This is a genomic window from Cobetia sp. SIMBA_158, from assembly GCF_046566945.1.
GTDB classification, from domain to species: Bacteria; Pseudomonadota; Gammaproteobacteria; order Pseudomonadales; family Halomonadaceae; genus Cobetia; species Cobetia amphilecti.
The window spans coordinates 302,744-328,032 of record NZ_JAWJYL010000003.1; the positions used below are offsets into that span (position 1 = coordinate 302,744).

The 25,289-nt window shown below is 62.8% G+C and carries 22 protein-coding genes; 20 read left to right on the plus strand and 2 right to left on the minus strand.

The features are described 5' to 3' along the window. Positions 1-20 precede the first annotated feature (20 nt). The 9 genes from R2R70_RS07260 to R2R70_RS07300 all read left to right on the plus strand — a co-directional run bounded on the left by R2R70_RS07260 (position 21) and on the right by R2R70_RS07300 (position 12,295). The gene (locus R2R70_RS07260) at positions 21-1,550 is read left to right on the plus strand and encodes a xanthine dehydrogenase small subunit (protein WP_410977702.1); all 1,530 of its coding nucleotides are present in this window, start codon (positions 21-23) and stop codon (positions 1,548-1,550) included. After that, positions 1,528-3,942: a xanthine dehydrogenase molybdopterin binding subunit gene (xdhB, locus tag R2R70_RS07265; protein WP_410977703.1), complete on the plus strand. Its 2,415-nt coding sequence runs from the start codon at positions 1,528-1,530 to the stop codon at positions 3,940-3,942. The genes R2R70_RS07260 and xdhB overlap by 23 nt, the downstream gene beginning before the upstream one ends. Further along, positions 3,939-4,952 carry a xanthine dehydrogenase accessory protein XdhC gene (gene xdhC / locus R2R70_RS07270; RefSeq protein WP_410977704.1) on the plus strand — a complete coding sequence of 338 codons (1,014 nt, stop codon included), beginning with the start codon at positions 3,939-3,941 and terminating at the stop codon, positions 4,950-4,952. Before xdhB ends, xdhC begins: the two co-directional genes overlap by 4 nt. Then, the gene (gene guaD / locus R2R70_RS07275; protein ID WP_410977705.1) at positions 4,952-6,538 is read left to right on the plus strand and encodes a guanine deaminase; all 1,587 of its coding nucleotides are present in this window, start codon (positions 4,952-4,954) and stop codon (positions 6,536-6,538) included. The genes xdhC and guaD overlap by 1 nt, the downstream gene beginning before the upstream one ends. Positions 6,539-6,725: 187 nt before the next feature. After that, positions 6,726-7,385: an oxygen-insensitive NAD(P)H-dependent nitroreductase NfsB gene (locus tag R2R70_RS07280; RefSeq protein WP_043333519.1), complete on the plus strand. Its 660-nt coding sequence runs from the start codon at positions 6,726-6,728 to the stop codon at positions 7,383-7,385. Between the two features lie 277 nt (positions 7,386-7,662). Then, on the plus strand, positions 7,663-7,971 hold the full coding sequence (locus R2R70_RS07285) for a putative quinol monooxygenase (protein ID WP_052384416.1): 309 nt from the start codon (positions 7,663-7,665) through the stop codon (positions 7,969-7,971). 283 nt (positions 7,972-8,254) lie between these two features. After that, on the plus strand, positions 8,255-9,685 hold the full coding sequence (locus tag R2R70_RS07290) for a uracil-xanthine permease family protein (protein ID WP_052384417.1): 1,431 nt from the start codon (positions 8,255-8,257) through the stop codon (positions 9,683-9,685). A 302-nt stretch (positions 9,686-9,987) separates the two neighbouring features. Next, positions 9,988-11,664 (plus strand): bifunctional UDP-sugar hydrolase/5'-nucleotidase UshA, encoded by a 1,677-nt coding sequence (gene ushA / locus R2R70_RS07295; RefSeq protein ID WP_410977706.1) that lies wholly within the window; start codon positions 9,988-9,990, stop codon positions 11,662-11,664. 178 nt (positions 11,665-11,842) lie between these two features. After that, positions 11,843-12,295, plus strand: coding sequence for an Lrp/AsnC family transcriptional regulator (locus R2R70_RS07300; protein ID WP_043332694.1), 453 nt, complete (start codon positions 11,843-11,845; stop codon positions 12,293-12,295). Between the two features lie 110 nt (positions 12,296-12,405). On the opposite strand, the gene R2R70_RS07305 is transcribed toward R2R70_RS07300, so the two are convergent. Next, positions 12,406-13,353 carry a hypothetical protein gene (locus R2R70_RS07305; RefSeq protein WP_410977707.1) on the minus strand — a complete coding sequence of 316 codons (948 nt, stop codon included), beginning with the start codon at positions 13,351-13,353 and terminating at the stop codon, positions 12,406-12,408. A 700-nt stretch (positions 13,354-14,053) separates the two neighbouring features. On the opposite strand from R2R70_RS07305, the gene R2R70_RS07310 reads away from it, so the two are divergent. The 6 genes from R2R70_RS07310 (at position 14,054) to R2R70_RS07335 (ending at position 21,354) form a co-directional block, all read left to right on the plus strand. Next, a complete protein-coding gene (locus tag R2R70_RS07310) occupies positions 14,054-15,145 on the plus strand; it encodes a TRAP transporter substrate-binding protein (RefSeq protein ID WP_107334865.1) in 1,092 nt (363 codons plus the stop codon). Positions 15,146-15,361: 216 nt separating this feature from the next. Then, positions 15,362-15,892, plus strand: a complete 531-nt coding sequence (locus R2R70_RS07315) for a TRAP transporter small permease subunit (protein WP_216060256.1) — start codon at positions 15,362-15,364, stop codon at positions 15,890-15,892. Next, positions 15,889-17,217 carry a TRAP transporter large permease subunit gene (locus R2R70_RS07320; protein WP_107334867.1) on the plus strand — a complete coding sequence of 443 codons (1,329 nt, stop codon included), beginning with the start codon at positions 15,889-15,891 and terminating at the stop codon, positions 17,215-17,217. The genes R2R70_RS07315 and R2R70_RS07320 overlap by 4 nt, the downstream gene beginning before the upstream one ends. Positions 17,218-17,457: 240 nt before the next feature. Next, a complete protein-coding gene (locus R2R70_RS07325; RefSeq protein WP_043332700.1) occupies positions 17,458-18,297 on the plus strand; it encodes a sulfite exporter TauE/SafE family protein in 840 nt (279 codons plus the stop codon). Positions 18,298-18,348: 51 nt separating this feature from the next. Continuing rightward, entirely contained in the window at positions 18,349-20,064 is a 1,716-nt protein-coding gene (locus R2R70_RS07330; RefSeq protein ID WP_410977708.1) for a gamma-glutamyltransferase family protein, read from the plus strand. 231 nt (positions 20,065-20,295) lie between these two features. Next, a complete protein-coding gene (locus tag R2R70_RS07335; protein WP_107334869.1) occupies positions 20,296-21,354 on the plus strand; it encodes a type II asparaginase in 1,059 nt (352 codons plus the stop codon). A gap of 117 nt (positions 21,355-21,471) precedes the next feature. Here the strand turns inward: R2R70_RS07335 and R2R70_RS07340 are convergent, their stop codons facing one another. Then, positions 21,472-22,131, minus strand: a complete 660-nt coding sequence (locus R2R70_RS07340) for an NADPH-dependent FMN reductase (protein WP_410977709.1) — start codon at positions 22,129-22,131, stop codon at positions 21,472-21,474. A 727-nt stretch (positions 22,132-22,858) separates the two neighbouring features. Between R2R70_RS07340 and R2R70_RS07345 the strand changes: the two genes are divergently transcribed. The 5 genes from R2R70_RS07345 (at position 22,859) to sodX (ending at position 25,280) form a co-directional block, all read left to right on the plus strand. Continuing rightward, the gene (locus R2R70_RS07345) at positions 22,859-23,551 is read left to right on the plus strand and encodes a hypothetical protein (RefSeq protein ID WP_410977710.1); all 693 of its coding nucleotides are present in this window, start codon (positions 22,859-22,861) and stop codon (positions 23,549-23,551) included. 216 nt (positions 23,552-23,767) lie between these two features. Continuing rightward, the gene (locus R2R70_RS07350; protein ID WP_410977711.1) at positions 23,768-24,187 is read left to right on the plus strand and encodes a tetratricopeptide repeat protein; all 420 of its coding nucleotides are present in this window, start codon (positions 23,768-23,770) and stop codon (positions 24,185-24,187) included. Positions 24,188-24,212: 25 nt separating this feature from the next. Further along, the gene (locus tag R2R70_RS07355; RefSeq protein ID WP_192838218.1) at positions 24,213-24,422 is read left to right on the plus strand and encodes a hypothetical protein; all 210 of its coding nucleotides are present in this window, start codon (positions 24,213-24,215) and stop codon (positions 24,420-24,422) included. A gap of 2 nt (positions 24,423-24,424) precedes the next feature. Continuing rightward, the gene (gene sodN, locus R2R70_RS07360; protein WP_216060260.1) at positions 24,425-24,925 is read left to right on the plus strand and encodes a superoxide dismutase, Ni; all 501 of its coding nucleotides are present in this window, start codon (positions 24,425-24,427) and stop codon (positions 24,923-24,925) included. Between the two features lie 28 nt (positions 24,926-24,953). Continuing rightward, a complete protein-coding gene (sodX, locus tag R2R70_RS07365) occupies positions 24,954-25,280 on the plus strand; it encodes a nickel-type superoxide dismutase maturation protease (protein ID WP_288990361.1) in 327 nt (108 codons plus the stop codon). Positions 25,281-25,289: the final 9 nt, after the last annotated feature.

Sequence of the window (25,289 nt, forward strand, 5' to 3'; positions counted from 1 at the left end):
CGACCTGACAGGATGCCCGCATGATCGACTTCACCTTGAACGGGCGCGCGTGCCGACTGCCCTCACCTGCACCGGGAACGAGCGTACTCGAAGTGCTGCGCACCTCACTTGGGCAAGACGGCACCAAGGAAGGCTGTGCCTCCGGCGACTGCGGCGCCTGCACCATTGCCTTGCAGGGGCCGGGCCACAATGTGAGCACCGCCAATGCCTGCCTGATGCCCGCCCATCAGCTGGCCGGCTGTGACTTGATCACCGTCGAGGGATTGGCGGATGCCAGCCAGGCGCCAACCCTCTCGGCAGTGCAGCAGGCATTGGTCAGCACCCATGCCAGTCAATGCGGTTTCTGCACCCCGGGCATCGCCATGAGTCTTGCTGTGCTGCATGCCCGTCATCAGCGCCAGATCGATCAGGGCGAAGTGATCAATGCCAGACAGCGCGACACCATGATCGACCATGCACTGGGCGGCAACCTGTGCCGCTGCACCGGCTATCGCCCGATCCGCGAGGCCGCTCACCGTCTGCTGCAAGGCGAATTCGGGCCAGCCAGCCTGCAGGACGCTGGCGTGAGCACAACGGAAGCGCACGACACCGCCCCTGATGATGATCGAGACACCGGCCGCTTCTATCGGCCGGTCACCTTGCAGGCCCTGCTGGCGCTGCGCGCCGAGCGCCCGGATGCCGCGCTGATCGCCGGTGGCACGGACCTGATGCTGGAGCACACCCAGCGCCTGCGCGACTTCCCGGCCTTGATCGACACCACCCAGGTCGCGGCGCTTGGCAAGATAGAGGAAGGCGAGCACGCCGGTCAGGCAGGCTGGTGGATCGGGGCCGCGGTCAGCTATTACCAGCTGATGCCGCTGCTGCGGGAGCATTACCCGGATGGTGCGGAGCTGCTCACGCGACTGGGCAGTGAACAGATCCGCCATCGTGGCACCCTGGGCGGCAATATCGGCAATGCCTCGCCCATCGGCGACATGCCGCCGCTGCTGATCGCGCTGGACGCCTATATCCAGCTGATGAGCCAGGACAATGAGCGCATTCTGAAGCTCGAGGACTACTTCCTCGACTACAAGCGTACCCAGCTGATGCCGGACGAGATCATCCACTCCGTCTTCCTGCCACGCCCGCTACCCAACCAGCGACTGGCGGTGCACAAGCTGTCCAAGCGGCGTGACGATGATATCTCCACCCTGCTCGGCGTCTTCGCCTGGCGGCGTGATGCCAGCGGGCGCGCCCAGCACTGGCGCGTGGCCTTCGGCGGCATGGCCGGCGTTCCGGCCCGCGCCCCGCACTTGGAGGCACTGCTGACGCTGCAAGCGCTGGAATCTCTCACGCCCGCCCAGCTGACGGCGCAGACTCGCCAGCAGATCGAACAGGCCGTGCAGGCCGATTTCTCACCACTCAGTGACGTGCGCGGCTCACGCGAGTATCGCCTGCTGGCCGCCAGCCATCTGATTCCCCGCGTGGCCCAGCGTATCCTGAATGAGCGCCAGCCCACGACTTCCCTCACGCCACTGGAGAGCCTCGATGCGTACCTTGCACAGTCTTGAGTCCGACGCCAGCGCTGCGCCGGCCGCCCCCGTTCTCCAGTCACGTCAGCATGAAAGCGCCCAGCGCCATGTCAGCGGTTCGGCGCGTTATGTGGATGACCTGCCACTGCCCACCGGCACGCTGCATCTGGCCATCGGCATGAGCGAGGTCGCGCACGCCACTCTGGATGCGCTGGATCTCGAAGCGGTGCGCCGTGCCCCCGGCGTGGTCTGCGTGCTCAGCGCCGCCGACATCCCCGGTCACAGCGATGTGGGGCCGGTCTACCCCGGCGACCCACTGCTGGTCAGTAACATCATCAGCCATCATGGTCAGGCGCTCTTCGTGGTCGCCGCCGACAGCGAGCGCGCGGCACGTCAGGCCGCGCGACTGGCCAAGGTCGCAACGTCCCCCCTGCCGGTATGCCTGGACCCGCGCGAGGCGGCCAGCCGCGGTGATCTGGTGCGCCCGACCCACACCCAGGCACGGCTTGCCAATGGTCGCGCCGGCGATCTCGACAGCATCAGCACCAAACTCGCCAAATCCGCCTGGCAATTGAGCGGTGAGCTGGAAAGCGGCGGCCAGGAACACTTCTATCTGGAGAGTCAGGCCGCACTGGCCTTGCCCGGCGAAGATGACGAGATGCTGGTGCACAGCTCCTCCCAGCACCCCAGCGAAGTCCAGAAGCTGATTGCCGAAGTGCTCGGCGTGCCCTTCCACGCCATCACGGTGGAGACCCGCCGCATGGGGGGCGGCTTCGGCGGCAAGGAAACCCAGGCCGCGCCGGTGGCCTGTCTGGCCGCGATGATCGCCCGGCGCACCGGCCGCGCGGCACGCCTGCGACTGGCACGCGCAGATGACATGCGCCTGACCGGCAAGCGCCACCCTTTCCACCATCGCTATGAATTCGGCGTCGATGACAGCGGGCGCATCGAGTCCGCCATCATCGAGCTGACCGGCGACTGTGGCCACTCGCCGGACCTATCGGATGCCATCGTCGATCGCGCCATGTTCCATGCCGACAACGCCTACTACCTGGGCAATGCCCACGTGCGCGGCATTCGCGCACGCACCAATGTGGCGTCCAATACCGCCTTCCGCGGTTTTGGCGGCCCTCAGGGCATGTTGGCGGTCGAATCCGCGATGGAGGATATCGCCCGGCGTCTGGGGCGTGACCCGCTGGAGATCCGCAAGCGCAATCTCTACTGCGAAGGCCGTGAGACCACGCACTATGGCCAACACGTCAATCAACACCCGCTGCTGGCGACCCTGATCGATCAGCTCGAGGACAGTGGCCGCTACTGGGCGCGCCGCGCCGAGATACGTGCCTTCAATGCCACCAATCCGGTGGTCAGGAAGGGGCTGGCGCTGACACCGGTCAAGTTCGGCATCTCCTTCACCGCCAAGCACCTCAATCAGGCAGGCGCCCTGGTGCATGTCTACACCGATGGCAGCGTGCAGGTGAATCACGGCGGCACTGAGATGGGCCAGGGCCTGCACACCAAGATCACCCAGGTCGCGGCGCGTGAACTGGGGCTGAGCGTGGACAAGGTGCGCATCACCGCCACCCGCACCGACAAGGTGCCCAACACCTCGCCGACGGCGGCAAGCTCCGGCGCGGACCTCAACGGCATGGCGACGCGTGATGCCTGCCTGCGCCTCAAGATGCGCCTGCTCGACTTCGCCGCCGAGCATCTCGCCCAGCCACGCGTCAGCCTGAGTCTCACGGATGGCGAGCTGCATGGACCGAGTGGTGTGCTGATGACCTGGGGAGAGCTGATCCAGGCGGCGTATCTGGAACGCATCTCACTGTCCGAGAAAGGCTTCTATGCCACCCCGGATATCCATTACGATCGCGCCAGCGGCACCGGCCACCCCTTCTATTACTACGCCTTCGGCGCGGCGCTGTGCGAAGTGGTCGTCGATACGCTGAGTGGTGAATACCGTCTGGAAAGCGCCGAGATCCTGCATGATGTCGGTGATTCGCTCAATCCGGCCATCGACATCGGCCAGATCGAGGGCGGCTTCGTGCAGGGCATGGGCTGGCTGACGACGGAGGAGCTCAAATGGAACGAGGACGGCCGGCTGCTCACCGATGGCCCGGCGACCTACAAGATTCCGGCGATCAGTGACGTGCCGGCCGGCGCGCTAAAGGTACGCCTGCTGGAGGGACACCCCAACTCGGCCGCCAGCATCTACCGCTCCAAGGCGGTCGGCGAGCCGCCCTTCATGCTCGCCATCAGCGTGTGGGCGGCGTTGCGCGATGCGCTGGCCTCGCTGACCGACTACCGCCGCGCGATCCGCCTGGATACCCCGGCCACTCCGGAGCGGGTGATGCTGGCGGCGCGCGAACAGCGTGACTGGCAGGAGCAGCACGACACTGCTGGCGCAGAGCCAACGCAGGTGCCGTCATGAATGTCGACAAGAGTGCCGACAAGAGTGCCGCGACCGGCCGCTGGTATCAGGCGCTCGCCGAGGCTCAGGCAGCGCTGACGGCGCATGCACTGGCCACCGTGGTGACGGTGGCGGGCTCTGCCCCGCGTGGTGCCGGCAGCAAGATGCTGATCACCCCCGATACGCTGCACGACAGCCTCGGCGGCGGTCGGCTGGAGCAGCTGGTGGTGGAGCGCGCCCGCGAGAGGCTGGCCCAAGGGCAGTCAGGCTGCCTGCTCGAGGAAATCGCGCTCGGCCAGCATGCCCAGCAATGCTGCGGCGGCCATGTGCAGGTGCTGATCGAGCTGTACCCGGCACTTGCGCCACGGCTGGCCCTGTTCGGCGCCGGCCATGTCGGTCAGGCGATCGTCACGCTGCTGGCACCGCTGGGCTGGCAGATCGACTGGCGGGACTCACGCCCCGAGCAGCTCACGGCCGCCACGACTCCCGCGGGTTGTGAGGGCCGTGTAGTGCGTCAGGCGTTCAATATCCTGACTTACCTGCCGACCGCGAAAGCCGCGCCCGCCAGTGAGTCACTGTCCGTAATGGCGGGCAGTCATGTGCTGGTATTGACCCATGACCATGTCGAGGACCAGGCGTTGATCGCCGCGCTCGCGGCGCGTGATGACCTGGCGTCACTGGGACTGATCGGCTCCAGCAGCAAGTGGGCGCGCTTTCGCCAGCGCCTGCGTGGCGATCTTGCGGAGCATCAGATCGCCCGCGTTCGCTGTCCGATTGGCGTGCCCGGCATTCCCGGAAAACGCCCTGAGGAAATCGCGATTGGCGTCGTCGCGGACCTGCTGCAGATCGAGGCGCGGCGCAGTGACGAAGCGGCCGTGAACTCGCCCGACAAGGCCACCGGACATGGCACGTCAATTCAAGGTACGTCACTGGACAGCCATGGGCTGACGCGTCAGGGTGCCCGCCAGCTGCGCGCCCATTTTGCCCCTGACGCGATGCACCAGACAAAAACGACACAGAAGGCCGAATGATGACTGACCAAGACACGTCGCACACTGCGGCCTGCCACCTGGATGAGCACCGCCTGACGACAGCCCTGCGCGCGGCCGCCAAGGACGCTTCCTGCGTCAGCCTGCTGCGCGGAGCACTGCTGCATTTCGTCGCCGACCCTGAAGACGCCATGCTGAGTGAGGCGGCCTCGAGCGATGACGACGATGATAGAGACAACCGAGCCTCTGACATGGCGGCGACCCTGGCGCGCACCGTCGAACACTACGCCGATGCCCTGCTGGTGATGTATGCAGGCCATGTGGTCGCCGTGGGGGATCATCGCTCGCTTGCCCGGCATGAGGCCGTGGACGAGCTGATGCGTCTTTTTCCGCCGCGTAACGTCGAAGGCCTGATGATGCCGGGCTTCATCGATACCCATGTGCACTTCCCGCAGCTGGATATCATCGCAAGCTACGGCCACTGCCTGATCGACTGGCTGAACACCTACACTTTCCCCGCCGAGCAGCGTTTCGCCGACCCCGCACATGCCGCCGAGGTCGCCGATGCTTTCCTCGATGCGCTGCTGTGTCATGGCTCGACCAGCGCCCAGGTGTTCGCCACCTCACATGCCAGCAGTGCCGATGCCCTGTTCCGGGCTGCCCGGGCGCGCGACATGCGCGTACACGCCGGGCGCGTGATGATGGACCGCAACGCGCCGCCCGAGTTGCTGGACTCCGGGGTCGCCGCGCTCAAGGACGACGAGCGCCTGATCGCAGACTGGCACGGGCGTGACCGCCTCGGCTATGTGCTGACGCCGCGCTTCGCGCCGACCTCCACGCCCGAGCAACTCGAGGCTGCCGGCCAACTGCTCAAGAGCCAGCCGGACCTGCACCTGCAGACCCATCTGGCCGAGAATCTCGATGAGGTGAAGTGGGTCGCCGAGCTGTTCCCCGACGCTCGGGATTATCTGGCGGTCTATGAGAATGTCGGCCTGAGCCATGAGCGCACCACCTTCGCCCACGGCATCCACCTGGACGATGGCATGCGCCAGCGCATCGCGGATCGTGGCGCCAGCATCGCCTTCTGCCCGACCTCCAACCTGTTTCTCGGCAGCGGACTGTTCGATCGCGCCAGTGCCCGCGCCATGGGCATGAACATCAGCATCGCCACCGATGTCGGCGGTGGCTCCAGCCTGTGTCAGCTGGAGAGCCTCAAGGCCGCCTATCAGGTCGGCCAGCTTCACGGCGCGGTAGCCCATGATGTGGCGGGGCTTGAGTCACGCGCCAATCAACCGCTGACACCCTGGCAGGGCTTCTATCAACTGACGCTGGGCAATGCGCGCGCCATGCGCCTGCAAGACAAGGTCGGCAACCTGCGTCCGGGCATGGAAGCCGATGTCATCGTGCTCGACCCCGCCGCCACGCCCTTGCTGGCACGGCGCACTCGCTGGGGTCAGTCCAGCCAGGTATCGCTGCAGGAGGTGCTGTTCGCATTGATGATGCTGGGCGACGACCGCGTGATACGCGAAGTCCATGTGGCGGGCCAGTGCCGCAAGCTGCACGGCCTGATGCTGAGTGCTTGTTCTGATACGCCATCCAGAGAGCCTGCCGCAGCATTAATGCCATGAAAGCATCACAGCGATGACAAGTAATTGACATATGGCACCAATTCTCGGGATTGGTGCCGTTTTTTCATCTTAAAGATGCGCGCAACGCGGATACTCAACGCTGAATCCACTCGCTATGATGGCGACATCTTCTTCCAAAAGGTCATGGACGCTCAGCGACTGGCCTGCCACTACGAGGACCATCATCATGACTCCCACCGCCATCATGCAACGTCGTTATTCCACCAAGGCCTTCGATCCGGCACGCAAGATCAGCGCCGCCGACTGGCAGGAACTGGAAAACGTGATGCGCCTGAGCGCCTCCAGCGTCAATTCCCAGCCGTGGCACTTCCTGGTGCTGGAATCTGACGATGCCAAGCAGCGCTTCGCTCGCGCCGGTACCGATGACAAGTACGCCTTCAACTCGCCAAAGATCACCAATGCGTCTCACGTCGTACTGTTCTGCACTCGCTCCACCCTGGACGACGACTACCTGAACCACCTGCTGGACACCGAAGCGTCTGATGGCCGCTTCAAGAAGGATGACGAGTTCAGCGCGATGATGGACGGCGCGCGTCGTCTGTTCATCGACCTGCACCGTCATGACCTCAAGGACCTGCAGCACTGGATGGACAAGCAGGTTTACCTCAACTACGGCAGCCTGCTGTATGCGGCCTCCAGCCTGAACATCGATGCGGTGCCGCTGGAAGGCATCGACCCGGTAGCGCTGGATGCGGAATTCGGCCTGCGCGAGAAAGGCTTCAACGCCCTGGTCGCCGTGAGCCTGGGTTACCGCGCCGCTGACGACTTCAATGCCGAGCTGCCCAAGTCCCGTCTGCCGGCAGACGAGATCTTCACTCGCCTGTAAGGCTCGCTCTCAAGGCCGGGCTCTCAAGATCGGATTCTGAAGATCTGTTCAGAGCAGCTGTCCGCAAGACATCGACGTGTCCGCCTTGTGGGCCAACGGCGGGCACGGGGGCAAGTCGCCGCCCGTGCCCGCCGCATTGCATCCCGATGGCGGACATGCCACCTTTTCGAGGCAGGCCAGCGCAGCGCATTCCCGGCGGCGATGGCCGGCTTATGTGCCTGATTCGTTTCGCCTATCTGTTACGTCCACTTCTTACGCCCACGACAGGATTCATGCCATGTCCATCAAGCTTATCGCGACACTGACCTTCCCCGCCGACCAGCAGGACAAGGCACGCGATGCTCTCGCCGAACTGGTCGAGAAGAGCCAGTCCGACAAGGGCTGCCTGCAGTACGAATTCTTCGCGATCGACAAGAACGTCGCGGAAGGTGAGCCGGTACCGGAAGGCGACTTCGTGGTACTGGAAGAATGGTGGGATGAAGACGCCATCGAAGCCCACGTGGCCACCGAGCACTTCCAGGGCTTCCTGAGCACCTTCGGCGAAGGCGAGATCAGCCTCAATATCCAGCGCCTGCTGACGCCCTGAGCCGCTGAGCCGCTGGGCGTACTTTCGCTCAGACAAGGCGCCGCGAGAGCAAAGACAGATCCCCGCCGGGCATCACGCCCGGCGGGGATCTTGCGTTTGTGGCACACGGGCTTGGCCTGCTCATCCGCTGGCCTGGCCGCGGGACACGCAACAAGTGATGGAAAAATCGATACGAGCACTGAACTTGGTTCACATCTTGCTTATAATTGGCTGCCCGCGCTGAACACTCCAGTGCCCGACACCATTTTCGCCATTGCATCGCGAGCAGAACAAGGAGCGTCACATGAGCCAATCCTCTTCCGATTCCAAGGGGATCGACGAACCACTGCTCGGCCTCGAAAGCTGCCCGTCGGTCCCCATCTCGGCCCTCGCCGGCGCCCAGCATCTGCTGGCCAGTCTGGCCGGTATCATTGCACCGACATTGATCATCACCAGCGCGCTGGGCCTCGATGCCTACACCGCCAGCCTGCTGTCGATGGCACTGGTGGTCTCCGGTGTCGCCACCTGGATCCAGTCCCAGCGCATCGGCCCGTTCGGCTCAGGGCTGTTGAGCATCCAGGGCACCAGTTTCAGCTTCGTGTCCGCGCTGATCACCGCCGGATTGATCGCTCGTTCGCAGAATGCCAGTGACGAACAGGTACTGGCGGTGCTGTTCGGCACCTGCCTGGCGGGCAGCCTGATCGAGATGGCGCTGGGCACGGTGCTGCCGTGGCTCAAGCGGGTCATCACGCCCGTGGTCACCGGCGTGGTGGTGATGCTGATCGGCCTGAGCCTGATTCAGGTCGGCATGACGGATATCGGCGGCGGCTTCGGCGCCGAGGACTTCGGTGCACCCGCCAATCTGGCGCTGGCCGGTTGTGTGCTGATCACGGTGCTGGCCTGTCAGGTCTCGCGTCATCCGTGGCTGAGAATCGCCTCCATCTTCATCGGCATGGCCGTCGGCTGCATCATCGCCGCCATCGGTGGCCTCTATGATGCACCGCAGCTGGCCGATGCCGCCCTGCTGGCCCTGCCGCATCCGGCGACCCTGAATACCGGCTTCGATTTCTCGCTGGCCGCCTTCCTGCCGGTGGCCTTCATCTTCATGATCACCGCCATCGAGACCGTCGGTGACCTCACCGGCAGCGCACGCGCCTCGGGTCTCGCCGTGGATGATGAGCTGCACCAGAAGCGTCTGCGTGGCGGCGTGCTGGGCGATGGCCTGAATTCCGCGCTCGGCGCGCTAGCCGGCACCTTCCCCAACACCACCTTCAGCCAGAACACCGGCGTGATCCAGCTGACCGGCATCGCCAGCCGCCATGTGGGCCGCTACGTGGCCGGCTTCCTGCTGCTGCTGGGCCTGTCGCCCTTCATCGCTACCCTGCTGACCCAGATGCCGCGTCCGGTGCTCGGTGCCACCACCACGCTGATGTTCGCGCTGATCGCGGTGTCCGGCATCCGCATCCTGATGGCGCAGCCCATCGGGCGCCGCGAGATGATGATCATCGCGCTGGCCCTGGGGCTGGGACTTGGCGTCGGCATGGTGCCGGATGTGCTGAACGCCATTCCGGGCGCCTTCGCCGATGCGCTGCGCTCGCCGATCACCATGGGCGGCCTGACCGCCATCATCGCCGAGCTGCTGCTGCCGAAGATGGAAGACGCCGAGGTGTTCAACCCGAGAGCGAGTGAGCGTGAATCCACCGACAGCATCAGCGCGGACCAGGAACACGCCTGACCCGCAGGCGCAGCAATGAGACATGAAAGAACCGGCGCATCATTGGCCGGTTTTTTCATGTCGGTCTAGAAAGTTCGCACTTGGGGTGTCGGTCATCCAATCTCCACAGCAATGAGGCAGACTGCATGGGTTTGTTCATGCCATCTCCACTCTTCAAGCAGTTTTACCATCAACACACTTGCAATCAGTACTCTTACAATCAGCACTAACAGATTGGAACGCGCCATTGCGCCTCGGAGCCAGACACAAGGAACGTATCGCTCATGCTGAATACTCGACTCATCTCATCAAATGCGCCGGGCTTGCGCGCATCCCCCCGCTCGCGCATGGCGCTGAAGGCCCTGCTGGGGACTGCATTGCTCAGCACGCTGAGTGCCTGTGCCAGCCAGGCGGGCCATGAATGGCAGGCCGACACCACCTATCACCTGACGGTGCTGCACACCAACGATCACCACGGTCGCTTCTGGCAAAGCAGTGATGGCGAATACGGCATGTCGGCGCGCAAGACGCTGGTCGACCGTATCCGCACCGAGGTGGAATCCGCAGACGGCAGCGTGCTGCTGCTGTCGGGTGGCGACATCAACACCGGCGTGCCGGAATCCGATCTCCAGCAGGCCGAACCCGACTTCAAGGGCATGAACCGCATCGGCTACGACGCCATGGCGGTGGGCAACCATGAATTCGACAACCCGCTGGAGGTGCTGCTCAAGCAGCGCGACTGGGCCGACTTCCCGATGCTGGCTGCCAACATCTATGACAAGACCACCGGCGAGCGCCTGTTCGCGCCCTGGAAGATCTTCGTTGAGCATGGCATCCAGATCGCGGTGATCGGCCTGACCACCGAAGACACCGTGCGCATTGGCAACCCCGAATACTTCAGCAATCTCGACTTCCGTGACCCCAAGGAAGAGGCGCGCAAGGCCATCGAGGAGCTCAACGAGCATGAGCAGCCGGACCTGATCTTCGCCGTCACCCACAGGGGCCACTATCAGAATGCCGAGCATGGCATCAATGCGCCGGGCGATGTCTCGCTGGCGCGCTATCTGCCCTACGGCGAACTGGACATGATTGTCGGAGGCCACTCCCAGGAGCCAGTCTGCATGGAGGGCGCCAACCGGATGGCGGACTTTGCGCCCGGCGATGATTGCCAGCCGGACCGCCAGAACGGCACCTACATCGTGCAGGCGCATGAATGGGGCAAGTACGTGGGACGCGCCGATTACGAGTTCCGCAATGGCGAGCTGGCCATGGTCAACTATCAGCTGATTCCGGTGAATCTCAAGAAGACCGTCGAGGAGAATGGCGAGCGCAGGAAGGTGCTGGTCGCGGAGGAAATTGCCGAGGACAGCGAACTGCGCGAATTCCTGCGCCCCTATCAGGAAAAGGGCCAGGCGCAGCTCAACGTCACGCTCGCGCAGAGCAACGGCAAGCTGGAAGGCGATCGCGACGTGGTGCGCTTTGTCCAGACCAACCTGGGACGTCTGATCGCCACCGCCGCCATGCAGGCCGGCAAGGCCGACTTCGGCGTGATGAACGCAGGTGGCGTGCGCGCCTCGCTGCCCGCGGGCGAGATCACCTACAAGGATGTGCTGACCGTACTGCCCTTCGGCAACACCGTGGGGGTCGTCAGCATGTCGGGCAGCGAGGTGCTCGAGTATCTCGAGGCGGTGGCCACCCAACCGGTGGACTCCGGCGCCTATGCCCAGTTCGCCGGCGTCAGCCTGCGCGTCAATCGCGAGGAAGGCAGCGTCTCCGACGTGATGATTCAGGGCCAGCCATTGGCCATGGACGCGCAGTATCGCTTCACCATCCCGAGCTTCAATGCCGCCGGCGGGGATGGCTATCCGAAGGTCACTGAGCTGCCGGGTTACCTGGATACCGGCTTCGTCGATGCCGATGTGCTCAAGGCCTACCTTGCCGAGCAGAGCCCGATCGACGTCGCGGCATACGCGCCCCAGGGCGAGATCGTCTATCAGTGACGCTTGAGGCTTCTGCTCTAAACATGCACATGACAACGGGACGCCTTGGCGACCCGTTGTGGTTTCCAGAGCCGGAATATCCTCGCCAGAGGTGGAAGTCGGACTATACAAGTGCGGATCTCACAGGTTTGATAAGGCATGCGCACCACTACAACAAAGACCGTCGAGACCCTGGCCCATGAACCTCAACCGCACCGACAGTGAGCTGCTCAACCTGCTGATCAAGGACGGTCGCATGTCCTACGCCGATATCGCCCGCAAGCTCGGCATTTCGCGAGCCCATGCACGCAGCCGCGTCCAGGCGCTGGTCGAGAGCGGCGTGATTGAACAGTTCACCGCCGTCATCAACCCCGACAAGCTCGGCAAGGGCATCTCCACCTTCGTGGATCTGACCGTCGCCCCCAGTGCCATCGAACGCATCGCCGAGGAGCTTTCCGCCTGCGTCGAGGTGGTCAGCCTCTATATCATGAGCGACCTGAAAAGCCTGCACATCCACACCCTCACCGACAGCTACGAGGCCTTCGATGCCTTCGTGCGCGCGCATATCTTCAATCGCGACGAGATTCTCTCCGTCGACTGCAAGTCGCTGATGACGCGCGTGAAGCACCGGCGTGGCGGCGCGCGGCTATGACGTCTCTGTCTCTGTCACTGTCTCTGTCTCTGACGCCGCAGCCCCGGACGGCGCCGGAGCCGTCATTTCACTCGTCACCTCACATATCACTGTAAGCGTCACTGCAAGCGTCACTTCAACCTTGCCAGCCCGCGCAGTAGCCGTAGCACGACCCACAGAAAGCCCAGCGGGAACAGCACCGTCTGGGTGATGAACAGCATGGTGAGGTCGATCACCTTGTCGGTCATCGCATCAAAACCCTGGGTGACACTGGTGATCGGCCCACCGACCCAACCTTCCATGCTGCCCTTGAACTGCTGCCACCAGCTGCGCTCCTCGTGCGCGCCACCTACCTGCTTGTCGGCGACTTCCGCCAGCTGCTGCTGCGTCACGCTCAGCTGCGCCATCTGGGTATCGCGGCTGTCATCGAGAAAGGCCTGACCCGCAGCGCCGCTGGCCAGCGCGACACTCAGCACCGCGAAGCGCAGTGCGATGCCCCACAGGGCCACGCGCAGAATGGCCACCTGCCACCAGCGCTGACGGGAATGCACGCCATCGACCGATTGGCGACTACCCGTGAGCAGCCCCAGCGCCGCCAGCAGGCAGGCACCACTGGCGAAGGCCTTGATGATCAGCGAGCCGGAGATGCCCAGCAGCAGCTTCTGCAGCGCCAGCGAGCCGGTCGCCGCGAACATCACCCACGAGAAGCGCTCGATCATGTCATTGGCGGGGTCCAGCGCTTCCCCGGGCGAGACCTGAAACACCTGCAGGTCGATGGTCGAGGACTGCAGCACCGAGATGGTCGCGTTCAGGCCCTTGGCGATGGCGAAGGCACTGAACGCCTGGCCCAGTGTGGCGTCGAGGAAATCCAGCGCCCACTGCTGCGGCATTTCCCACCAGGCAAGCACCGCCATCACCACCAGGATGGCGACCAGCAGAATACGCGGCACCTGTGCCTCTCCTGATGCCCCGAGCGTGACGGGCAGGCGCGGCCCGGCAGTCTTCGTCACGGAAGTGGATGCGGCGGCAGGCGAAGACTCCGAGCGGGCGGTAGGCTCTTCAGGCTCATGAGGTGACATCTAACGCTCCATCAGGACAAAGCCGCATGATGCCACCGACCCGTCAGACTGTCGTCTGTGGCGCCTCGCATGAAGACTAGAGGTGGTCGAACCGGCTCTGATTTGGCGACTCTGATTTGGCGACTCTGATTGACCGACGCTGATTGACCGACTCTGGGCGCCCCTATCCAGGCGCACCATGATCGATCGCACGCACCATCAGGTCGCGAGCATGACAATTGATCATCCCCACCCCACATTCGTGAGCCAGATGTCACCCTCCCCGTCGCTATCGGTGAACAAATGCCGCGACAGGCGTCATCTCCTGACATTTGTCAGGCCCTGAACTCTGCCAATCAGCGCTGCCACGGCCTCACTTGGGCAACGCCAGGGGCGCGCTCACGCTCCATACGCGGAACACAGCGTCCAGAATCCCCATGTAATCAATTGAAAATACAGAATAAATCTCCCTGCGCGCCAAATGGCACATGCTTTGCAATGTCTTCCACGTAGCCCACTGACAAATGGCAGCCTCCTGGCTGACAAATGACAGGCAACGCTACTCAAGAACATGCAGAAACACCTACACAACAAGATCGCCGGCCTCGATGTCGGCATGCCGTACAGGCGCCCCTTGAGACAGAAGACTCTTTCACACAGAGCATTCAAAGCAGTCTGTCGCAAGGGCATTACTGGTCATCCGTCCGCAGGAGATCCTCCCATGACATTCGATCGTCGCAAGTTCCTGGGTGCCGCACTGGCAACCTCAACCGCTGGACTCGTGATGGGTGCGCCCGCCATCGTGCGCGCGGAATCCAACAAGACCTATCAATGGAAGATGACCAATGCCTATGGTCCGGGCTCGCCCTTCTATGTCGAGGGCCCGGGCAGTCCGACCGACTTCTGCCGCAAGGTGGAGGCCATGTCCGGTGGGCGCATGAAGATCCAGCACTTCGCGGCCGGTGAGCTGATTCCGGCTCTGGAGGGCTTCAATGCCGTCGCCAGTGGCGTGGTGGAGATGAATGCCGGCAATGCCTACTTCTGGGCCGGCAAGATTCCCGCCGCCCAGTACTTCACTACCGTGCCCTTCGGCATGAATACCCAGGGCATGAACGCCTGGCTGTATCACGGTGGCGGTCTGGAGCTGTGGCATGAGCTCTACGCCCCCAAGGGGCTGATCGCCTTCCCGATGGGCAATACCGGCGTGCAGATGACCGGCTGGTTCCGCAAGCCGATCAATACGGTCGAGGACTTGAAGGGCCTGAAGATGCGTATCCCGGGGCTGGCCGGCAAGGTCTACGCCGAACTGGGCGTGGCCGTGCGTCTGTTGCCCGGCGGAGAGATCTTCCCGGCGCTGGAACGTGGCGTCATCGATGCCGCCGAGTTCGTCGGCCCCTATCAGGATCGCCGTCTGGGCCTGCAGAAGGCCGCCAAGTACTACTACACCACCGGCTGGCACGAGCCGACCAACGTCACCGAGCTGATGATCAACAAGGCAGCCTGGGAGGGCCTGCCGGAAGACCTGCAGGCCATCGTCAAGGCCGCCGCCCAGGCGTGCAACGTCGAGAGCCAGGCCTGGTGCGAGTCGGTGAATGCCGAGGCGCTCAATGACCTGGTCGAGAACGAAGGCGTCACCGCTCAACCACTGCCGGACGCGGTAGTAGCGCGCCTCAAGGAAGTCACCGAGAAGACGCTGACCGACATGGCGGCGGCCGATCCGGACACCGCGCGCGTCCACGAGTCCTTCATGGCCTTCCGCGACCAGCACAAGGAATGGGCCGCCGTCAGCGAGAAGACCTTCCTGGCGCTCTGACGCCTGGTGTCTCGGGTCTCGGGTCTCGGGTCTCGCGGCTCGCACCTGTCGACTCGGGTCTCGCGTTCAGACCCGTCGCCCGATGAACTCGCCCTTCGCTGCGCTCCGGGGGCGAACTCAAGGTACAAGCCCTGAGCGCAAACGCCTTTCTCCGTCTTCCTGCTTCCCTGTCTAACGCCACGACCTGTCCCGTCGTGGCGTTCATGAGGCCATGCCATGCTGTACGTCATCCATTTTCTCGAGGGCATCATCGAGCGACTGGGCGTCATCGCCCGTTACTCGCTGTTGGCGCTCGTGTTGCTGGTCGCCAGTAACGTGCTACTGCGTTACTTCTTCAGCATCAGCCCCGTGCCACTTCAGGAATTCGAGTGGCACCTAATTTCTCCCATCGCGCTGCTGGGCATCTCCTACGCCCTCAAGCATCGCGCCGACGTTCGCGTCGATGTCTTCTACGACCGTTTCTCTCTCAAGGGCCGCGCGCTGGTGGATCTGATCGCTGCGCTGATGACTATCGCCATCGGCGCCGCCATCGCCTGGCTGGGCCTGAGCTACACCGAGCAGTCCTGGCAGTTGATGGAAGGCTCGCCCGACCCCGGCGGTCTTCCCTATCGCTATCTGCTCAAGGCCTTCATTCCCCTCGGGTTCGCCGCACTTGCGCTGCAGGGCGTGGCAGATTGCCTGCGCGCGCTGCTGGTGCTATCGGGCAAGCCCGTCGACGGTGACCTGGAACGCGAGGTGACGCCATGAGCCCGAACGAATGGATCGCGCTGGCCATGATCGGCGGTTTTCTGATCCTGATGCTGATCGGCATTCCGGTCGCGATTTCCCTGGCCGTGGCCGGTTTCGTGGCAGGGCTTGCGGGCTTTGGCCCGCTGCTGTTCAGCCTAATGCCGGCCCGTCTGTATGGCGTGGTCACCAACTACACCCTGCTGGCGATCCCCTTGTTTGTCTTCATGGGGGTCATGCTCGAGAAATCGCGGGTTGCCGAGGACATGCTCGAGACCATCGGGCGCGCCATGGGCGGCGTCAATGGCGGCATGGGCATCGCGATCATCCTGGTCGGCGTGCTGATGGGCGCCTCCACCGGCATCGTCGGCGCGACGGTGGTCACCGTCGGCATGCTGACGCTGCCGACCCTGCTGCGACGCGGCTATCACCCGGGCGTGGCCTCGGCCACCATCTGCGCCTCCGGCACCCTGGGGCAGATCATTCCGCCGAGCCTGGTGCTGATTCTGCTCTCGGAAATTCTCGGCGAATCCGTCGGCACCCTGTTTGCCGCCGCCTTCGTACCGGGGCTGGCCATCGCCGTCATCTATATCGTCTATCTACTGGTGCTGGGCTGGTGGAAGCCGGACCTCGTCCCGGCCATCCCGGAAGAGGAGCGCGCCGCTGCCGGTGGTATGAAGGAATTGCTGCGTGACCTGGCGCGTAGCGTGATTCCGCCGCTGATGCTGGTGTTCGCGGTGCTTGGCTCGATTCTGGGTGGCGTGGCCGCTCCCACCGAAGCGGCCTCGATGGGGGCCTTGGGCAGCATGCTGATCGCGCTGCTGGCCCGGCGTCTCAACTTCACCATGCTCAAGGCCTGTCTGCACTCGACCCTGACCATCACCGCCATGGTCTATTTCATCCTGCTGTGCGCGCAGCCGTTCTCGCTGGCCTTCCGCGGCCTTGGCGGCGAGAACATGGTGCATGATCTGTTCAACCTGCTGCCGGGCGGCGAGCTGGGCGCGCTGATCTTCCTGATGGTGATACTGTTCGTGCTCGGCTTTTTCCTCGAGTGGATCGAGATAAGCTATATCGCGCTGCCGATGTTCCTGCCGGTCTTCATCGGCTATGGCACCGACATGGTGTGGCTGGGCGTGCTGGTGGCGATGAATCTGCAGATGTCCTTCCTGACGCCGCCCTTTGGCTGGGCGTTGTTCTTCCTCAAGGGCGTCGCCCCGCCAGAGGTCACCACCCGCCATCTGTATCTCGGTGTACTGCCCTTCGTGGGCCTGCAGGCTGCGGCAGTCGTGCTGCTGTTCTGCTTCCCGGGTCTCGCTACCTGGCTGCCGGAAGCGATCGGTTGGTAAGCCGGCCAGCCATGTACCGGCGCGGTTCGGGACGCTTGACGAGGGATTCAGCGCAAAGGCCATTGGAAAGGTAATTCAGCAACGCGTAATGTCTTGTGGCCTGCCCACCGGCTCGCCTCCCCTGGAGACAGCAAACCTGCCAGCGCTCCAGGGACATGCATCGACTGCCGATGGCGTTCATCGGCAACCTTCATCAGCAATGAACCACCCCGCGCCATACGGGGACGACAAGGAAACACCATGGAACTGTTCTCAGCCTATCCACTGCACTGGATTCTCGGCCTGATCGCCGCACTGATCGTCACCGGCATGATTGCCGGCGTGATGGCCGGCCTGCTGGGGGTCGGCGGCGGCATCGTCATCGTGCCCGTGCTCTTTCACCTCTTCAGCCTGCTGGGCGTCGATGAAGCGGTGCGCATGCACCAGGCCGTCGGCACTTCACTTGCGACCATCATTCCCACCTCGATCATGTCGGCCAGGGCGCATTACGCCAAGGGCAACCTGGACCCGGCGATTCTCAAGCGCCTGCTGCCGGGCGTGATCATCGGCGTCATCATCGGCGGCCTGCTCTCCAACCTGTTCAGCGGTGCGGTATTGATGGGGCTGTTTGCCACCGTGGCCTTCCTGGTCGCGCTCAACATGTTCCGCCGTCAGTCCACCGTGCTGGGCTCTGGCCTGCCGGGCCCGCTGGGTAGCGGCGCACTGGGCACCTTCATCGGTGGCGTCTCGACGCTGATGGGCATCGGCGGCGGTACCCTGAGCGTGCCGACCCTTAGCACCCTGGGCACCCCGATGCACCTGGCCGTCGGCACAGGCGCGGCGCTGGGTCTGGTCATCAGCCTGCCGGGCACCGCCAGCTTCCTGCTCAATGGCATCGGCGAACCGAACCTGCTGCCGGGTTCCATCGGCTACGTCAATCTGCTCGGCTTCGCCGCCATTGTGCCGGCCACCATGCTGTGCGCTCCGATCGGCGCGAAGCTGGCCCACGCGATGGACGCCGCCAAGCTCAAGAAGGTCTTCGCCATCTTCCTGATGTTCACGGCACTGCGCATGTTCTACGACCTGTTCACCGGTAGCTGAGACTCACTGGACGCTCAATAACAACAACGGAATCCTCAGGAGCAAGACGCCATGATTCATACCCGACGTGGTTTTGGCGGCGCCTGCGCCGCGCCCCATCATCTGGCGGCGCAAGCGGGCCGCGATATCCTGCGCGATGGTGGCAACGCCATCGAGGCAATGGTCGCGATGGCAGCGACCATCGCGGTGGTCTACCCCCATATGAACGGCATCGGCGGTGATGGCTTCTGGCTGATCAAGCGTCCGGGGCTGGCGCCGCTGGCGATCGATGCCTGTGGCCCGGCGGCAGGGCTTGCCAGTCGCGAATTCTATGCCGAACACGGCCATGGCTATGCGGCTGACAGTGATGGGGCCACTCCTCTGGCCAATGGCAGCAGCATCCCGACCCGCGGGCCGCTGTCCGCCTTGACCGTGGCCGGCACCATCGGCGGCTGGCAGGAGGCAATGGCCTTCTCTGCCGAAACCTCGGCGGATGAGCGATCGCCCCTGGCGCTTTCGACACTGTTGGGCCACGCCATCCGGCATGCCAATGATGGCGTGGCCGTCAGCGCCAGCCAGAAGGCTCTCAGCGAAAAACACCTGGCCGTGCTCTCGCAGCAGCCCGGCTTCGCTGAGCGCTATCTGGGTCAGAGTGAGTCAGGTGAGCCTATCGCGCTGGAAGAAGGCGCGCGACTGCGTCAGCCGGCGCTGGCCGCAACGCTCTCGCGTCTGGCAGATGCCGGACTCGATGACTTCTATCGTGGCGAGCTTGCCACGCGCATGGCACAGGAGCTGGAAGCCGCCGGTAGCCCGCTGCGCCTGGCAGACCTCAACGGCTATCGCGCCCAGCGCGTCACGCCGCTCAAGGTCCGCCTGCGTGACAGTGAGGTATACAACCTGCCCGCCCCGACCCAGGGCCTCGCGACGCTGATGATTCTGGGGCTCTACGATGCATTGAGCGCGACGCATGGCATCAGCGAGGCGGACGGCAACACGCCACGTCACCTGCATGCGCTGATCGAAGCCACCAAGCGCGCCTTCCTGGTACGCGACAGCCTGATTACCTCGCCGGAATGCATCGAGGGGGCGCTCGAGGACAGCCTCGAAGGCAGCATTGCCACGCAACAGGCGCAGCTTTCTCCGGAGGCCCTCGCTCGCCAGGCCGAAATGATCGACATGCAGTCCGCGCTGGGCTGGCCGCACGAGCCCGCCGAGGGCGACACCATCTGGATGGGCGCGACGGACAGTGACGGCACCACCGTCAGTTTCATCCAGAGCGTCTATTGGGAATTCGGCAGTGGCGTGGTGCTGCCGAGCAGTGGCGTGATGTGGCAGAACCGTGGGCTGGCGTTCGATCTGGCGCCGGACAGACTGCGCAGCCTGGCGCCGGGCCGCAAGCCCTTCCATACCCTCAATCCGTCACTGGCCTGCTTCGATGATGGCCGTGTGATGGCCTTCGGCACCATGGGCGGTGAAGGCCAGCCGCAGACTCAGGCGGCTGTCTTCACGCGCATCGCCCGCCACGGCATGTCATTGCAGGCCGCGATCAGCGCGCCTCGCTGGCTGCTCGGCCGCACCTGGGGCGATGTCAGCACCAGCCTCAAGCTCGAATCGCGCCTCGCGGGCGAGATGGCTCAGACACTCGCGGCCATTGGCCACGAAGTGGAAGTCCTCAATGAGGCCTTCAGCGACACCCTGGGGCACGCCGGTGCCGTGATGCGCCACCCGGACGGTCAGGTCGAGGCGGCCCACGACCCACGCAGTGATGGTGGCGCGGCGCTGACGTGATGCAAACCGGCCAGTGTCATGTCTCGAACTGGCCGGCTTCTTGCTTGACTCGATGGGGGATGAAGCCTTTCGCCTGACTCCCGCCTCCACCCCATGCTGAGCATCAATCGCCACACAAGATGACAAGGAGAACTGACCTCTCAAATTTAGATATTCCTTATTCATGAATAATGAAAGATCGAGACACGACCTTCATTTGCACTCATAACAACGACAGAGCGACTCACCACAATGACAACAGCTGACTTCTTGACTCCCCGCCGCCTTGTAGCTGCCATCTCGATCGCCGCCTGTTCACTGGCCTATGGCATTCAGGCCAACGCCGCGGAACATCCGGGGGTGAAGATCTATGCCACCGGCGGCACGATTGCGGGTAGCTCTGCCTCCTCCACGGACACCACCAACTACACATCCGGCAGCCTGGGGGTGCAAGCGCTGCTGGACGCCGTGCCAGAGCTGGCCGATGTCGCCGAGGTGACCGGTGAACAGATCGCCAACACCGGCAGCAGCAATATCGATCAGGAAATCCTGCTTAAGCTGTCGAAGGCGATCAATGAAGAGCTCGCGACGGACGCCACCCACGGCGTAGTCATCACCCACGGTACCGACACGCTGGAGGAGACCGGCTTCTTCCTGGATCTCACCGTCGACAGTGACAAGCCGGTGGTAATGGTCGGCGCCATGCGTCCGGCGACTGCCATCAGTGCCGATGGCCCCTTCAACCTGCTGGAGGCGGTCACCCTGGCAGCCGATGAAGGTGCGGAGGGACGTGGGGCGATGATCGTGCTCAACGACCGCATCGGCTCGGCGTATTACACCACCAAGACCAATGCCATCATGATGGACACCTTCAAGGCGACCGAGCAGGGTTACCTCGGTGCCTTCATCAGCGGCAAGCCGCACTTCTATTACACACCGGCGACACCGACCGACAAGCCTCACTTTGACGTGACGTCCCTCGATGGCCTGCCGAAGGTCGATATCATCTACGCCCACCAGGACATGGACCCGGCGCTGTTCACCGCCGCCCTCGACAACGGCGCCAAGGGCATCGTGATCGCCGGCAGCGGCAATGGCTCGATTCCGGAGACCGTCAAGCCGCTGGTCAAGCAGGCCATGGCGGATGGCATCCCGGTCGTGCGCAGCACCCGTACCGGCAATGGTATCGTCAGTGCCAAGGAAGAAGGCATCGGCAGTGGCGCCCTCAATCCTCAGAAGGCGCGCATTCTGCTCTCGCTGGCGCTGACGGAGACTGATGACATGGACAAGGTGCGTGGCTACTTCGAGTGAGCCGGCAGTCAATGACGTGACGAAACGTGACTGACTATCAATGCAAAAAGGGACTGCTCAGGCAGTCCCTTTTTGCTGCGTCACCCATTTATCGAGGCAAAGAACGCTATCACTCCTTCAAGGCGCGTTGCGCTGCGAGGGGCTGCGCGTGAAGGCGCCGGGGCGCTTCTCACCGTCTTCGCTCTCGTGATAACGCCTGGCGGCATTCGCCCACCAGGCAAGTTGTTCGAAGGCGCGGTCGAGATAGCCGCCCCATTCCCGGGCATCCTGATTCTCGGCGTAGCCGCCATCTTCATTGAGTACTTCCTGCGCCCGAGGCACGTGAATCATCGCCGAGACCGGCAAGCAGCTCAGCTCCGAAAGGAAGGTGCGCATGTTGACCGCTGCGCGTACCCCGCCCCACTGTCCTGCGGAATAAGTCGCAATCACCGAGGGCTTGTAGGAGTAAAGCGAGCTGCCGAAGTGATTCAGGAGATTGGCCAGCGCCGGACTCATGGAATGGTTGTACTCGGGGCTGACCATCACGTAACCATCCGCCGCTTCGATCTGCTGGGCGAGGTTGAGCAAGTCCTGGGGGGCATTGCGCTGCGCATAGGAGAACAGCGGCTTGAAGGGGTCTGCCAGATCGTAATCGAGTGGATCGATCAATACCGCCTCATGGCCACTTTCCTCGAGCTGTGTGACGCAGCACCTGGCAACCCTTTCCCCAAGACGTGCAGGTGCGGGGGGTGTACTGGTCCGCACCGACCCCAGAAAGACCAGAATCTTCAGTGCCATCGTTCTCTCCTTGTTGCGAGCCACATTAAATGGATTCCTGTGCTCGATATTCGCTCTTGCATTGCATCATACCTCGGACTCTGAACACCGATGCACTGCATCGCAAGACACTGCATCAATCTTCATGCTGCGCCTGACACAGATCATGAATGTGCATTCCCAGCCGTGCATGCCCTTACATGAATTTCCTGCCATGAATTCCTTGCCTGGCGGCTTTACCACCTTCCCCATTCTTTCCTTGATTGCTGCGCCAGCCCCCTTTCAATCCCCGAAGGGCATGACCTGCTGGCATGAACCATATCACCCTCAGTATCTGCAATTGGCGACTGATACCCCTCTGCGAAGGTAGCGTGGCGGAGTCCTTGGCGTTGCGTCATCAGCCCCGCCATTTCTCATGACAATACCGCTCTCGCATCTCGTGGGGCAAAGGCCTCAAGGCCATCCACAAGCCCGTCTCAGACAATGCAGTAAAGCGCAGCTTCATCTCTTTTCGCCTCATGTTAGCCGCCCATATCGAGTTTATCGTGACATGCGGACATCATCCGCCACGCCGGATCCATTTCGTCGGCGCGCTGACAATCATGCTATCTGGGCCATCTTCGCCATAGCCAACTCCGCGTCATGATGCTGCAACAAACATGCACTAAAACTAATTAAGTGTTAGATTTGCCATCCCAAAAGCATGAGAAAACTAGCCAACCTCATGACACGAGGAGACAGAAAGGGAATGCAAGACACTCAAGACGTTGCCGTCATCCAGCAGTTCACCGCTTCTTTCACGCATCAGACCCATCGAGAGACAGTGTCTTTCTTTGGTCGCAATCACCCGCTCTTCCGCCATGTGCGCACGCTACGTGAAGACCACCACAGCGCCTCGAAGGCTTACCTCCAGAAGCATAGTGATCACGATGATGTGATCGACAGCAACAGCCAGCATATCTGCCTGATGGACACCCAGCACGACACCCTACTGGGCAGAATTCGCGTCACCCCCGGTAGTCTCGAGTCGCGCACGCTCTTCGATGACAGCGATGCGGTGTCCATCCCGGAGGGCGCCATCTATGAGTTCAGCCGGCTGGTGATGGCCCCGGAGGCAAAGCGATTTGCCCATGGCAATCTACTGATGGCTGCTGCGGCACGTCATGTCAGATCCCGAAAAGGCGATGGCATTCTGGCCTTGTGCAAACGCGCCAACATGAAGATCTTCAAGCGTTTTGGCCTGGCGCCACTGCATGATGCCACGCTCAGGACTGACAAGAACCTGGGAGATCTCTACATGGTGTATGCCAGCATGGAGACCATCATGCACACAGCGAAAAAGCGCTATTCCTCGCCCGAGCAAGCGCCACAGCCAGCGGAACTCTCACCAGACGCCACCTCGCTCTCGCCGGGCCCGGGCCTCGCAAGCCAACCGCTCTGAACGTAGAACGCTCACCAGCCCCCCGTCGTCCGCCAGTCTGTGCACTGACAGCTCGCGTCTGATCTTGCGCGCAATACCCGGGGCCAAGCCGCCTTCCCCCTGATTTGCCATCCCCTCTTGCAGTCGCCGAGGCTTTGCATCACTATTGAATGATAATGATTATCATAATCATGGCGATTTGCTTAGGAAGATGATATCCGGTCACGGGAGGGCCTCATGGACGAATGGAAGCGTGAAACACAGGCAGGCAATGCGTTGTTCGAACAGGGCGACTACACCATGGCAGAGCAGCACTATCTCAGTGCCTGCCATTTTGCCGACATCTTTCTGATGCCCTGTGCAGACCCGGATGGCGGCGTCGCGGCACTGGTCGTGAGTTACCAGAATCTGGCGGAGCTCTATCGCGCCCAGGGCCAACACCCGCAAGCGATGCGCTCCCTCCAGGCTGCCCATGCTCGCCTCTCCCATGCGCTCTCCGCCCCGGGTCTGTGCCATGCCCATCAACAGGCCTTGCTGCGCGGCAGCGGCCAGGTACGCATGGAGATCATGAACACCGTGCAATGGCTCGGCGTTACCACGCGACGGACTCACCAGGCGAACCCCGCGGGACACTCCACGACGCGGGTCCATCACTGACACTCACCCCCACAGGAGATACGGCATGAAGAAAATCCTCACCGCGAGCGGACTGCTGTTGCTGACCGCCGCCAATACGGCCCTGGCCCACCCGGGACATGACCACAGTGACTGGAGCAGCCCGCTCGTTCATACCCTGTTCTATGGCGCCATCGCAGCCGTCATCGGTACCGCGTTCTTCGTCATTCGTCAGTCGCGTCACAAGCGCCAGAACACTCAGCAAAAGGAGGATTGAGCATGATTCACGCCCTGCTTCGCGGCATTGACCGCCTGGTATCAGTCCCTGCGGCTTCCGCGCACTGTGATATTCCCTGCAAGATCTACGACCCGTCTGCTGCACAGATCGCCGCACTCAGCGTGATTCGCTTCATGGACCTCATCAATGAGCTGGGCCAGAAGGACAGCCTGACGCTGGCAGACCAGGCCTTGTTGGCGCGTCTGGTGGAGCAGAAGGAAAGCCACGCCGAGAAAGCCAAGCATGAGATCCGCATCATCTGGGGCGATTACATCAAGCAACCGCAGCGGGATGCCTATCCGAATATCGATGCGCTGGTCCACAGCATCATGCTGGCCGGCTCTGCCTGCAAACAAGGCATCGAGCGGGACAAGGGGGAAAAGCTGCTGACCCTCATCAATGAATTCGCGGCGGCGTTCTGGGATACCAAGGGTGTCACGACCTTTACCGCGACCTGCCCGTATCCGCCGTCTGAAACTGTCGTCTATCCAAAGCTGGATTGATGCAACGACATGACGCGCCAAAGAACTGATGAAGAGTGAATTGATCAAGAGTGAACGGATGCCGATCGGACTCTATCGCGTCAATGGACTCAGCATGTCTCCCGGCCTTGCGCCGGGAGATTATGTCGTGACGCTGAAACGCTGGAAATCGCGCTATCGCATCGGCGATATCGTGGTGGCACAGCACCCCCACTTCGGCCGCATCATCAAGCGCATCCGCGCGATACAACCAGACGGCATGCTATGGCTGGAAGGCACCCATCCTGACAGTACCTCTACTGACAAGATGGGGTTGATGAGGCGCGAGCGGATCCAGGGGCGGGTAATTCGATCCATTTCTCAAAGCACTATGTAAGACGTTTCA